Below are 12,657 nucleotides of genomic sequence, written 5' to 3' on the forward strand. Positions count from 1 at the left end.
ATATGGTTATTCCTGCTTGCTAATCGTTGTGGCTATTCGCCATTGGGTCACACCCTGACGCTGAGGCCCCAAGGCCTCTAGTAACTCTTTGAATCGTTGATCGTCGGCCTGCTTGGCTTGGGCACGTCCTTCAAACAGCCCGCCTGCCGCCCCCCACTGACCCTGACCTGCCAAAGTCAGATCCCCCGCCAGGGTTCGCAGGCTTAGCTGCACACCCTGGCCCTTGCGGCTGACAGCCAATTGGTAATCACCCAGCTCGGCTTGGGCCGCCAAAGCCGAGCGCGCATTGCGCCAATCCAGCTCCAGCAAAGGTCCACTTTCAGCGGCCAGCGCCTGACTGGGCCAGCGCAACTGCAACTGCCCTTGCGGTTGTACGGTCTGCAACAAGGGATGCAAACGCCCTAAAAGCGCAGCGGGAACCGTTAGGCTTTGGCCAGAAATGCGCCAGCCTTGCAGGCTGGCTTGCAAGCGCACAGGCTGGTCCAGCCACGCATGGCTTACTTCCATTTGCGGCCAGGGCGTCAAACGCCAACGCCAACTGACAGGGCCGGGAACAGTGCGAGCCAACAAACCCGACCCCACCACCAGCAGACCTTGCCCGGAAGCCAGATTGCCGTGAGCCGTTTCCAGTCGTAGCGGCAATTGCTCCGGCTGCCAGATCAACATCATGCGGGCAGGCAAAAAGGGCACGGCGGCCAGCAGCAGACACACCGCCAACAAGGTCCAGGCCATGATTTTGGTCAGTTTTTTCATGCAGGCTCTCCTGCACCCAACACAATGCGGCCATCCAACAAACCTGCACGTTCGCGGCTATCTACCACCGAGCGACTCAGGCTGACTTCTTGCACGGCAAAGCCCAGCACACGAGGGGCGTGCATCAACCAATCCATCAAGGCAGGAGCGGCCACGGCCTGGCAGACCAGAACACGCTGCTCGGCCGGCGACACCTCTGTCTGACATTGGGTGCCCAAAGTCTGCAAGCTGCGCTGCAAGGCTTTGTCTTGTCCTTGCGCGTCAACCGGCGCGACCAGCTCTTTATCCAGGACCTGAATTTGCGACAACACGGTTTGCAGTTGCGCCATCTCATACTGCAGGCGCGGCAGCTCTTGTTTTGCCAAGGCCAGATCACGAACAGCGGGACGTAACAGCAACAACCACAGAAGCATCACAAGCAGCACAGCCCCCAATACCGACAAGGCCAACTGATCCCGACGGCTCAAGGCTCGCCAGTACTGTCGGGCAATGGCAAGCTTGTTATGGACGGTCAGCAGTACAGGCTGAAAGGCAGCAAATTTGCTCATTGCTGCCCCCCTTGCTGGCTGGACGCTTGCGCTGCTTTGTTCAAACCGATCTCCCACTGACGGGCCGACTCGCCCTGTTTCCACTCCAGCTCCGATTCAGCAGGCAAAGGTGGTGCAGGCAAATCGCTGGCCAGTGTCAAAAGCAACTGTTGGTCCTTGAAATTCAATGCGCGCACCTGTCCTTGCAAGGCAGGCCATTGCACGGCACTGGCCATCAACAACCGATCAAAAGGCGCCGAGGCCGGACTTTTATCGGCCAGCAAGCCGTCACGATGCTGTCTGGCCTGCGTCAAGGGCGCAACAATGACAGGCAAATGCGGCAAGGCTTGTCGAACAGCCTGCTCCATCTGGGTCTGTACCTGTTTCATCTGGGAGCGCAAGGACTGCGCCTGCTGCTGCAAGACCAAGGTCCAGCTCAATACCGCGGCCAGAGTCCACCACAGACTTTGGCGCAGCACGCTGTTCCCGCCGCCACTGGCGGCCATCTCCGGCATCAACAAGGAGCAAGCGGGTACTGTCAGCATTTGACCTTGGCCCTGCCTGTCTTGCTCATGCCCCTCGGACCAGGCATAGACTCCACTGAGAGGGACTCCGGCCTGGCGCGCTTGCTCTCCCAAGGCCAGCAAGGGCTGGCGCTCCGTCCAGACTAATTGACTCATACCGGCAGGCCCCGGTGCCGAGCAGGCCACCCACACCTGTTCAATAGGGCTCAAACACAAAGGCTCGACCGCACTGCAGGCCACGGCCTGCCGCCGCGACGCACTGACTGAAGGAATACGCGCCTCAGTCACCGTTGCCATCCCGGCCGGTAAAACCAGCTCCAACGATCGGGCCAGGGCTTTGAACTCCTGAATCGCTGCCCGGCCACGGCGCAATACCTTGGCACGCTTGTCGCGCAGCACAAAGTCCACCGGCTGATCCAGCCTAGGTGGGGAGTCCAAATAAATACGCAGCACTTTGCTCATCACTTCAACGAATCCAGACAATCCGGCTGCGGTCCGCAGCCCTGTTAATCAGGGCCTGGGTCGCTACCCGGCTATGGTCAAGTCGTAACTGACCACTTAATAAAAACCACTCACTGCGCACGGTCAGCGTTTGCCCCTCCAACGCCTCCTGACGTTGCAAGCGGGCTTGAACATCGGCCTGATCCCGGAACCACTGGCCCCGGTCGCGCTGCGCCAACAGGCCACGCCACTCAACCAGACTGACGGAAGGCTGCACCGCAGCCAGCACCTGGGCACTGGCAGTATTCACATTCAAGGATTTGGCTTGCGGCAGGTAGCTGAGATAAGGCTCCAGTTGCTTGGCCTGTTGCACCGCATTGGGGAAAAAGTCCTGCAAATGGGAGGGCCAGGGCGCTTGTCCGGCCTGAGCCCGTTGCAGCCGCTGGGCCAACTCCAAAGCCAACGAGGGTTCCTGCTGCACACTGCCCAACAACTGCTCCAATGCCTGCACGTAGCGGGCCTGAATCCGGCCATCGCTTAGCAATAAAGCCAGATTGAATTTGCCCTGCTCGTCCTGGATATAGCCAGAGAAGTAAGCCGCACGGGTCTTGTCAGGAGTCTCTATCTTCAACTCACTCAAAGCCTGGGCCCACAGGCCGCCTTTATGCGTCACAGCCGAACGCTGCGAGTCCAAACGCAAGACCAGCACGGCCCAATCCAGCGCACCGCGCAGCAGCCAGTTGGCCTGCATGTAGTCACGCTCGCTGGCCAGTTGCGTTGCCAGTGCACTTTGACGCTGCACAATGCCCATAGTGGCAATAGACACTGCCATCACGACCACCAGCGCATTGATCACCGCCATGCCTTGTTGGGATACCCGTTTCATAGCAGCATCACCACTTTGCGGTATGGATGCTCCTGCCCTTCCAATTGCACGGTCAGCTCTATGCCAGTCGCCGCTGCTCCAGCCTGCTCGGGCCACGGCCAGCTTTGCCAGCCACGTGCCGGAATCCAGATACGCAAATTCCAGGCAGTGACCTGCTCCAGCACAGCTTGCAAAGGCCCCAACTCGGGCAAGGGATACACCGTTCCTGCCTGGGCAATGGCCCGCTGCAACACACCCTGCTGCAAACGCCATTGAATCTGCTGGGTTCCCGCGCCAGCATCGCTACGACGTTCAATCATCAGGATGGCCGGGCCTTCACCCTGGGCTTGCCAGCGAATACTGGCGGGCAGTACTGCCATCGCCCCGGTCGGGTCCACGGGGCCTGGCACGGGGGGCAGATGCAGCTCCAGATCCCGTCCCATTTGAGCCAAGACATTGAACAAGGCCTGGGTCTGACGTGCCTGCTGACCAAGTTGCTCATCCGCATGCAAGACCGCATCCAGGCCTCGCCAGGACATCAGGCTAATCAAGGCCATGATGGTCAAGGCCACCAGCATTTCCACCAAAGTAAAGCCTTCCTGGCCAGTATCTGTCATGGCAAGGACGCCAAGGTCGCGTGCAGCTCGGCCAGCACGGGGCCTTGGGGCAAGGCAGCCTGCACCGTTACCTGACGAAAGAAGCGATTGGCCGTGGCTTGCACGGTCTGCTTGCACTGCAAATTCAAGGAACCTTGGCGGCAAGGCACCACGGTTTCACCCGGATCGGGAAACAGGCGGCGCAGACGCATCTCGGCCACCACACCGTCAACGGCCAGCAGAGCCAGGCTGCGCTCATGCATGGCCTGGCTGCCAGAAGCACTCAGGCCCAGCGCACGCAATCCGGCGGTCAGGGCCACCGATACGATGGCCAGCGCAATCAACACCTCAATCAAACTCATGCCACGCTCTGTCATGACTGCACATCAAAACGGCCTGTCGGGTCGCTGCGAAGATGCAGTACCTCGTGGCCATCATCCAGCTCCAGCAGACGCGGCGCGGACAACCATTCATTCACAAAAACCCAGGGCCCGGCTGGCTCCAGGCGCACACGCACTGATTCCAGCGTCCAGGATCGCTGGGGAAACAATTGGGCAAAACGAGCCTGATCGCGCAGCCAGCCCACAGTGGGGCTGGAGCCATCGGTAGCGTCCGGAATCAGGCTGAAACGATAGCCCTGCTGATCCGCATTCCAGGCGACGCTGCGGCCACTTTCGCGCACATAGCTTTGCAACTGCGCCAGACGCAGGGCCAGTTGACGGGCTTCCCGCTGTATCCCCTGATCCCGGTCCAGTACCAGCACGCTTAAACCTGCGCTGCTGACAATACCCACGATCAACAAGACCACCAGGGTCTCGATCAAGGAAAAGCCCCGCTGTGCCACATCAGTCCCAATTGCCGATATCGGCATCACTACCCGCCCCGCCAGCCTGACCATCCGCCCCCAGCGAGAACACATCGATCTCGCCATGCACGCCGGGTTGCAGATACTGGTACGGATTGCCCCAAGGGTCGTTAGGCAGACGGTCCATATAAGGGCGCCAGTTGCGTGGCTCGGGAGGCTGAGCGGGGCGCTGGTGCAGCGCCGCCAAACCTTGAGCCGTACTGGGGTAACGGCCGTTATCCAGGCGATACAGCTTCAAGGCCTGTGTCAGCGCGGCAATATCCTGACGGGCCGCGACGGCACGTGCCTGATCGGGCCGGTCCATCAGGCTGGGGACAACCAAGGCCGCCATAATGCCCATGATGACCACCACCACCATGACCTCAATCAGAGAAAAACCTTGTTGAGCGCGGGACTGAACCGATCCGGCCAAACGACGCGCCGGACTGCGAGATAAAGTAGATCGAGACATGAAGGAAATAAGCCACCCAAAAAAACCCAAGCTCTTGTCATACGGGCTTCATGCAGCACACGCACACTAAGAGCCCTTAAGACAGCCATACGGGCTGTCTGCCAATGCACTATTCGATGCAGTCTAAATGGGTATTATTTCCGCCATATTTCCGTCACATCTTTGGCTGCGTTTGTGTCAGGCCGGTATTGCTCTGGCCTTGATCAACCTGCTGATCCATCTATTCCTACCCTCGGAAGGAACGATTGCGCCTGTGCTGGAGCAGGACCACCGCGAACAGATCAGCACGCAACAAATTGCGCAGTGGTTTGGAGGCAGCACCGCCATGCCCGAGCTGCGTTTGCACGGCATGATTGTGAGTGGTCAGGGTGGGGCCGCCTTACTTAGCATTAATCAACAGGCGGTGCGCGCCTACCGCCCTGGTCAGGAGCTGGCACCAGGCGTGCTGCTGGATTCGCTGCAGCGCGAGCATATTGTGATTACGGTCGATGCCGTGCCCCAACAAATCGCCACCGAGCGTAAGGGCCCCGCCGTCATTGCCGGTATTCAGCAAGGGGCTCAGCCCTGAAGTGAAGAGTTAGCAGTATGATTTAAAGCTGTCTTTCTTCTTCCCCCTGGTGGGTATGTCTGCTTTATTTCGTCACTGGTTTGACAGCCTGCGCCCCAAGTCGCTGGCCATTGCACGCCCTGAAATGCTGCGTGCCACGCTAGGCGCCACGCTTAGCGTACTGATTGTTTCCTCTCTGAGCCTGTACCTGTCGGATTTTGCCGACACGCACCACTGGCTGGTAGCCTCCCTGGCGGCCAGTGCCTTGCTGATTTTTCTAGTGCCAACCAGCCCGTTGGCCCAGCCCTGGAATGTGTTGCTGGGCAATCTGGTCGGTGCTTTGACAGGGATTAGTTGCGCCATTTTGCTACCTCACCCAATTGCCGCCATTACCATGGCCGTGTGTGTGGCCATGCCCATCATGCTGGCGCTGCGCTGTGTGCACCCGCCTAGCGTGGCAATGGCGGTTTTCCCCGCCCTGAACGGGATTCACAATTACGACTTTGCGCTGTTTCCGGTCCTGTTTGACTCTTGCGTGCTGATTTGCCTGGGCATGCTGTACAACCGCCTGACCGGGGTTACCTATCCCCCCGTCCCTAAGCCCACCACTCGTGCGACAAGCACACTGTCACGCTTTACGGACCAGGATTACGATGCTGCACTAAGCCACTACAACCAGACGCTGAACATCAGCCAGGACGATCTGGAAAAATTGGTCAGCTACGTTCACCAGTCGGCCTTCCGACGCAATCTGGGCACACGACGCTGCGCGACCTTGATGAATGATGCCCCCCTGTCCTGCCAGGTCAGCACGCCCTTGCAACAAGCCTGGGACATGATGCGCGAGCGCAAGATCAAGGCCCTGCCAGTGCTGGATCAAGACAAACATGTGATTGGTATTTTGGCCTTGTCGGACTTCTTGCAGCGCGCCGGACTGGATCAACCTGATAATCTGCGCCAGCGACTCAAGCGCTTTTTAAGCCCCCGCCAGCAATCGGCTCCCACGGTGGCCGAAGTCATGACCTCGCCTGCCGTCACCGCCAATGCAAACTGGTCTGTGGCCGAGCTGATTCCCTTGTTCAGCCAGGGCCGCCATCGTCACATGCCGGTGGTCAATGAACACAAAGAACTGGTGGGCATGATTACCCAGTCAGATCTGATGCTGGAGCTATTCAGAATCCTGCAGCCTCCGCGAGACCAGCCGGACTGACTATAAAGCTGAGCTCCAATAAAAAACCCCACTGTTTGCCATCGCCAAACAGTGGGGACAGATCTGCATCAGTACCTTGAGAACTGACACAACACCTTTTTAGTCAGCCTGCAAGACACCTCGGCGCAACTGGTCGCGCTCAATGGACTCGAACAAGGCCTTGAAGTTACCTTCACCAAAGCCATCATCGCCCTTGCGCTGAATGAACTCAAAGAACACAGGCCCCATCAGCGTTTCAGAGAAAATCTGCAGCAAGAGACGACGGTGACCACCTTCTGATGTGCCATCGAGCAAAATGCCACGGTTTTGCAGTTCTGCAGTGGGTTCTCCGTGCTCAGGCAAGCGACCTTCCAGCATTTCATAATAGGTTTGTGGCGGCGCCGTCATAAAACGCATGCCCATGTCCTTGAGTTTGTCCCAGGTGGCAATCAGATCATCGGTCAGGAATGCTACGTGCTGGATGCCTTCACCATTGAACTGCATCAGGAATTCTTCGATCTGGCCCGAACCCTTGGCGGACTCCTCATTGAGAGGAATACGGATTTTACCGTCGGGGGCCGTCATGGCCTTGGAGGTCAAGCCAGTGTATTCACCCTTGATGTCGAAGTAGCGAATCTCACGGAAGTTGAACAGGTGCTCATAAAACTGAGCCCAGTAGGCCATGCGGCCGCGGTACACGTTATGGGTCAGGTGATCGATCTCTTTCAGGCCCGCACCCACAGGGTGGCGGTCCACGCCTTCCAGGTAGACGAAGTCGATATCGTAAATAGAGTTACCTTCGCCAAAACGGTCGATCAGGTACAGAGGCGCGCCACCAATCCCTTTGATCGCAGGCAAGCGCAGCTCCATCGGCCCGGTAGGAATATCAACAGGCTGGGCGCCCAGTTCCAGTGCACGCTCATAGGCTTTTTGCGCATCACGCACCCGGAACGCCATGCCGCAGGCCGAAGGACCGTGCTCGGCAGCAAAGTAAGCAGCGTGGCTCTTGGGTTCTTCGTTCAGGATCAGGTTGATCTCGCCCTGACGGTACAAGGACACTTTCTTGGAACGGTGTACCGCCACTTTGGTGAAACCCATCATCGCAAACACAGGTTCCATCACACCAGGCTGGGGAGCGGCAAATTCGATGAACTCAAAGCCCATCAGGCCCATTGGATTTTCAAACAAGTCAGTCATAGCAGACTCCAACTGTAATCAGGTAATCAAGGAGGGCGTAAAAACGCCTTGAAACGTTGACTTAAGCCTGGCTAGGAGGGGCGCAGGATATCCCGCGCACACTGCGTGCCAAGTGATCACCAAACAACAATTGAAACCCCAGAACTCTCACAGGCTCTGCTCCAGTGGGCGGGAACCCGAAATGCGCTCCCATCGCCGACACTTATTATGCGGGGAGCAAGCCCCTTTTCGATATAGAGCATTACCCTAGAAGTCTAAACCACCTGCCTTAGCGCGCCAGCAGCACAGGGACAGATGACAGCAACATCGCTACCCCGGACAAAGTCAGTAGACTCAACACAATGGCGCGAAAAGTGCTTTGACTGATCCCCACATACAGACGTGCGCCCGCCAATACGGGAATCAGCACCGCCAGCATGACCAACCCGATCGCGGGCAGCATGGACGAGACAATAGAACCGGAGGCGATATACGCCAGCAAGGTCACAGACAAGGTAGCCAGATTGAAGTTTTGAATAACGGCACGCTGCTTGTCTTTAGGCAGGCCCGTCATGGTGGTCCATAAAGTAGGAATCACCCCGGTCATCCCACCCAGACCGCCCATCACACCACCAATCAAACCCGCCAAAGCATTGGCCAAGCGACTGCACACCCGCACATGGCCCAGAGACGGCTAGACATCAGCATGACGGGGCACCAGATCACCATCAAGGTACCCAGAAACGCCTTGAACAGCGCTGCATCCAGAAAAGGCAGCAGATACGTTCCCAACGGCACGCCAAGCAGCCCACCGAATAAGAAAGGCAAGAGAATCTGCCAGTACGACGTGCGCCGCCGGGTAAAGGCGGCAATCATCTGCCCCGTCCAGGCACCACACACTGCCAGCACCGCCGCCAGTTGGGGCTCCAGAAACCAGGCCCAGCAGGACATGGCCACCATACCAAAGGCAAAACCTGACAGGCCCTGCACAAAACCGGCCACAATGGCGCCAAAGGCAACCGCCCAATAAACCGACTCCATATTCCCCTGCTGCTCCTGCATGTAGACAAGGTCACAGTATCCTTCTTGTGCGAAATGAGCGGGCAGAAAAAAGCCTCCAACTTGGAGGCTTCCCAAACTGTTACCGGCGTTGGCCAAAGTTGGCCAAATCATGCCTGGCTCAGATTGGTTCAGGCTGGGTCAGCAGCGCGCAGATCACGAGGTTGGATCAGCGATTCGGCACACAACACTTCATTGAGGGTCTCGGCATCCATCAGGCCACGCTTGAGAACCACATCACGAATATTAGTACCTGTCTGGAAGGCTTCGGCGGCAACCGAGGTAGCGGCTTTGTAACCGATAAACGGGTTCAAGGCAGTCACCAGGGAAATAGAACGTTCGATATTGCTTTCCAGGCATTCACGGTTGGCAGTGATACCCACCACGCAGAACTGAGTCAACGTGTCGCAAGCATTGCTCAACAAACTCATGCTGCGCAGCAGGGAGTGAATAATCACAGGCTCAAACGCGTTCAGCTGCAATTGACCGGCTTCAGCAGCCATGGTCACGGTCAAGTCGGCACCAATCACTTCAAAGGCGACCTGGTTGACCACTTCAGGGATCACAGGGTTGACCTTACCGGGCATGATGGACGAACCCGCTTGCACAGCAGGCAGACAAATTTCACCCATACCAGCACGAGGACCGCTAGAGAGCAAACGCAAGTCGTTGGACAGCTTGGACAACTTGACGGCAGCCCGCTTCAACACGCCCGACAGATGCAAGAAACCACCACAATCCTGAGTTGCTTCGATCAGGTCGGCAGACACGCGCAGCTGAACACCGGACAGATCGGACAAAGCCGCTACAGCCAGCTCGGCGTATTCAGGGTGTGCGGTAATACCAGTACCAATTGCCGTACCACCCAGATTCACATCACACATCAGTTTGCGCGATTCTTTCAGGCGCACGATGTCTTCGTTAATCATGGTGGCAAATGCGTTGAACTCCTGACCCAGGGTCATGGGCACAGCATCTTGCAACTGCGTGCGGCCAATCTTCATGTACGAGGAGAATTCCTCGGACTTTTTCAAAAAGGCATCACGCAAACGTTCCATAGCCGCAAACAGCGGATCCAGCGAACGGTAGGCCGCCAGGTGCAAAGCCGTTGGATAGACGTCGTTGGTGCTTTGGGCCATGTTCACATCTTCATTGGGATGAAGATATTGGTACTCGCCACGCTTGTGCCCCATATGCTCCAAAGCCAGGTTACAAATAACCTCGTTGGCATTCATATTGGTCGAGGTACCTGCGCCGCCCTGAATCATGTCTACCACAAAATGCTCATGACACTTGCCTGTCTGTACGGCCTGGCATGCAGCCACAATGGCGTCATGCTTGTCCTGCTCCAACAAACCCAGTTTGAAATTGGCCTGAGCAGCAGCCTGCTTGACCAGTGCCAGAGCATTAATCAGTTCCGGGTAAGTTGAAATAGGCGTACCGGTAATGTGGAAATTCTCCTTGGCACGCAAGGTATGAACACCATAATAGACTTCATCGGGGACTTGGCGGTCTCCCAGCAAATCATGTTCGATACGGAACTGACTCATAATTCCTTCGTTTCCTTAATAACGATAGCAAGACTTTTCTGATACGCCTCATACTCAATCCCGGAGTACAAACGGAACAAAGCCCTGCCATTTCTTGCGAACTGGGCAGGGGCTCGGGGACATGCTGGCAAATACCACTAATAAGCTTTGGATAATGCTTGTATCCAATTGCGGAAAGCAAAGGCCCGTAAAAAACGGGCCTGTATTGCTATCCGCCAAGCGGGGTGAATGATCCAACCGCCTTTTTTGAAGGCATCGTCGAGCTTGGGAAGCGCTGTGAGCATTGTAAACGCCGAGCGCGCGCCTGCACGTCGTTTTGCGGTTTTTCTTGAGTTGCTGCGCCTGGTTTTTCTGCTTGGCGCTTGAGAACCGACTTAATTTGACGGTCTACCTCTGATATAGCTCACTCATCCTGCCCATAGCAAAGATCTGGCGTTTTGAACACGAACGTTGCGTGCTTGCATCATTTTGATGCTGTTGCGCTATAAGACTCACAACACAAGATCAACAATCATCACCAAGATGCCGGTATTGAGAGTCCCAGAACCTTGTTATGTGAGAAAAAAAGAAGGCAAAAGAGTATACACAAACAGTGAGACCATTCAATAAACTCACTACTGACAATACTGAAAAAAACCAGCACTATTTTACTAAATGAAAATTCCTGATCAATAAAAGGTGTTTAAATCAATGAAAATGGAATTAAAAAATAAGATAAATTTCCACTTTAAAAGCAGCGGCTCAGTAATAAAAGAAAGCAAGCTCGGTTTTATTGGGCTTTGTGATTCTTTCTAAATAACTACTGCTCTTTGCCGCGCACTACTCAACGGCACAGCACTATGAAATTACTCGATCTGAAATATCAAACTATCCTGAGCGAATCCCAGCGCCAGGCTCACCCTAAAACCGAGGATATCGAACTGTGTTTACGCGTTCTATCGCTGGCGTCCAGTATTAATCGCGCCTCCAGCACCGTCTTGAACGAATTTGGCCTATCCGAAGGCCGTCTGGTTCTGCTTTTTTTGCTGAGCCGCCAACCTTCCGGCTTAAGTCCCGCCTTGCTGGCTGAACAAGCCGGTGTCACCCGCGCGACCATTACCGGCCTGCTAGACGGGCTGGAGCAGCAGCAATTGCTGGTGCGACAAAACAATGCCTCGGATCGCCGTGTACTCACTGTTAAACTGACCGAAGCTGGCAAAGAGTTAAGCGAGCACTTGCTGCCCTATTACATCGAGTGGCTCTCGGGTGTGTTTAGCCATGTGCCCCAAGACGTGCGTGAACGCTTGTCTAATTTGTTATCCCGGGCCATGCAAAGCGATAGCAAAGGGGAAATCAAAATTGAAAAACCTCTTTCGCACACCGTTCCCGGAACCATGCAGCGCAGTTATATGGTTTAAAGCGCAAGATCGTCTGCCCAAAGGTCAACCTTGTGGTCGACCCAACATGATCAAGGGTGGCACCGATACGGTTGCCACCCTTTGTTTTCGTCCCCGCAAGGCTGAGGTTTATGGATGCTGCTGTTATTGAAGCCATGAAAAAATGGCCCAATGTACCCGCTGTCAGCGGATATCTTTCTTTGGATCAGTCAGGCCATTGGCGTCATCATCCGGCTGGCGATGCCAACCAGCATCCCGAGCACGTGGGTGAACGCATTTCTCACCCAGGATTGCTGGCATTTTTCAATCGCAATTATCAGACGGATGAACAAGGCCGTTGGTTTATCCAAAATGGCCCCCAGCGTGTCTATGTTCGCCTGGACGCCGCTCCTCTCATTGTGTCCCTGGCCGAAGATCTGGCGCATTTGCAAGACCACACCGGACGCCTCGTAAAAGCCGTCCAGGCGTGGTTCGTCAGCGCTGAAGGTCGGCTGTATTTGCGTACCCCTACCGGCCCGGCCTTATTGGCCAGTCGCGATATTCCGGCGCTGCTGGAACAATTGCGGACAGAGCAGCACGGCCTGGACAGCCTGGATCTGGAACACCCTCATTACAGCGAGGGCTGGTCTTTACCCGCCTACCCCAGGCGCTGTTCCCTGACAGTCTGGTCATCCTGCGTGTCGCCCGCCGACGAATTGGCGTATATTGTTTTGCCTGAGCCCGATCCTATTTGAACCG

General features: G+C 56.2%; 14 protein-coding genes and 1 pseudogene. 4 read left to right on the plus strand and 11 right to left on the minus strand.

Annotated elements, in window-relative coordinates; genetic code table 11:
• Positions 1–6: 6 nt before the first annotated feature.
• From gspN to gspG, 8 genes are read right to left on the minus strand one after another with little or no spacing between them, the layout of a single operon-like run.
• Positions 7–753 (minus strand): type II secretion system protein N, encoded by a 747-nt coding sequence (gene gspN / locus AC6I6N_RS07985; protein ID WP_264671983.1) that lies wholly within the window; start codon positions 751–753, stop codon positions 7–9.
• Entirely contained in the window at positions 750–1,301 is a 552-nt protein-coding gene (locus AC6I6N_RS07990) for a type II secretion system protein M (RefSeq protein ID WP_264671984.1), read from the minus strand. Before AC6I6N_RS07990 ends, gspN begins: the two co-directional genes overlap by 4 nt.
• Positions 1,298–2,266, minus strand: coding sequence for a GspL/Epsl periplasmic domain-containing protein (locus AC6I6N_RS07995; protein ID WP_230017574.1), 969 nt, complete (start codon positions 2,264–2,266; stop codon positions 1,298–1,300). Before AC6I6N_RS07995 ends, AC6I6N_RS07990 begins: the two co-directional genes overlap by 4 nt.
• 4 nt (positions 2,267–2,270) lie before the next feature.
• Positions 2,271–3,131, minus strand: coding sequence for a type II secretion system minor pseudopilin GspK (gspK, locus tag AC6I6N_RS08000; RefSeq protein WP_108727861.1), 861 nt, complete (start codon positions 3,129–3,131; stop codon positions 2,271–2,273).
• Complete coding sequence (locus AC6I6N_RS08005; RefSeq protein ID WP_094197503.1) at positions 3,128–3,727, minus strand: PulJ/GspJ family protein; 600 nt, start codon at positions 3,725–3,727, stop codon at positions 3,128–3,130. The genes gspK and AC6I6N_RS08005 overlap by 4 nt, the downstream gene beginning before the upstream one ends.
• The gene (gene gspI / locus AC6I6N_RS08010; RefSeq protein ID WP_094197504.1) at positions 3,724–4,083 is read right to left on the minus strand and encodes a type II secretion system minor pseudopilin GspI; all 360 of its coding nucleotides are present in this window, start codon (positions 4,081–4,083) and stop codon (positions 3,724–3,726) included. Before gspI ends, AC6I6N_RS08005 begins: the two co-directional genes overlap by 4 nt.
• On the minus strand, positions 4,080–4,577 hold the full coding sequence (locus AC6I6N_RS08015) for a type II secretion system protein (RefSeq protein ID WP_230017572.1): 498 nt from the start codon (positions 4,575–4,577) through the stop codon (positions 4,080–4,082). The genes gspI and AC6I6N_RS08015 overlap by 4 nt, the downstream gene beginning before the upstream one ends.
• Positions 4,552–5,022: a type II secretion system major pseudopilin GspG gene (gene gspG, locus AC6I6N_RS08020; protein WP_094198415.1), complete on the minus strand. Its 471-nt coding sequence runs from the start codon at positions 5,020–5,022 to the stop codon at positions 4,552–4,554. The genes AC6I6N_RS08015 and gspG overlap by 26 nt, the downstream gene beginning before the upstream one ends.
• Positions 5,023–5,149: 127 nt before the next feature.
• Between gspG and AC6I6N_RS08025 the strand changes: the two genes are divergently transcribed.
• Together AC6I6N_RS08025 and AC6I6N_RS08030 are read left to right on the plus strand one after the other, a co-directional pair.
• Positions 5,150–5,590 carry a hypothetical protein gene (locus AC6I6N_RS08025; RefSeq protein WP_108727864.1) on the plus strand — a complete coding sequence of 147 codons (441 nt, stop codon included), beginning with the start codon at positions 5,150–5,152 and terminating at the stop codon, positions 5,588–5,590.
• 55 nt (positions 5,591–5,645) lie between these two features.
• On the plus strand, positions 5,646–6,779 hold the full coding sequence (locus AC6I6N_RS08030; RefSeq protein ID WP_094197507.1) for an HPP family protein: 1,134 nt from the start codon (positions 5,646–5,648) through the stop codon (positions 6,777–6,779).
• A gap of 99 nt (positions 6,780–6,878) precedes the next feature.
• On the opposite strand, the gene hppD is transcribed toward AC6I6N_RS08030, so the two are convergent.
• The 3 genes and pseudogenes from hppD to AC6I6N_RS08045 form a co-directional block, all read right to left on the minus strand.
• A complete protein-coding gene (gene hppD / locus AC6I6N_RS08035) occupies positions 6,879–7,955 on the minus strand; it encodes a 4-hydroxyphenylpyruvate dioxygenase (protein WP_264671985.1) in 1,077 nt (358 codons plus the stop codon).
• 268 nt (positions 7,956–8,223) lie between these two features.
• Positions 8,224–8,975: pseudogene (locus tag AC6I6N_RS08040) on the minus strand (sulfite exporter TauE/SafE family protein).
• Between the two features lie 149 nt (positions 8,976–9,124).
• The gene (locus AC6I6N_RS08045; RefSeq protein WP_094197509.1) at positions 9,125–10,543 is read right to left on the minus strand and encodes an aspartate ammonia-lyase; all 1,419 of its coding nucleotides are present in this window, start codon (positions 10,541–10,543) and stop codon (positions 9,125–9,127) included.
• An 839-nt stretch (positions 10,544–11,382) separates the two neighbouring features.
• Between AC6I6N_RS08045 and AC6I6N_RS08050 the strand changes: the two genes are divergently transcribed.
• Positions 11,383–11,940, plus strand: a complete 558-nt coding sequence (locus AC6I6N_RS08050; protein WP_094197510.1) for a MarR family winged helix-turn-helix transcriptional regulator — start codon at positions 11,383–11,385, stop codon at positions 11,938–11,940.
• 110 nt (positions 11,941–12,050) lie between these two features.
• Positions 12,051–12,653: a DUF2946 family protein gene (locus AC6I6N_RS08055; RefSeq protein WP_121739446.1), complete on the plus strand. Its 603-nt coding sequence runs from the start codon at positions 12,051–12,053 to the stop codon at positions 12,651–12,653.
• Positions 12,654–12,657 lie beyond the last annotated feature (4 nt).

This window comes from Alcaligenes sp. LTN-3 (assembly GCF_059735605.1).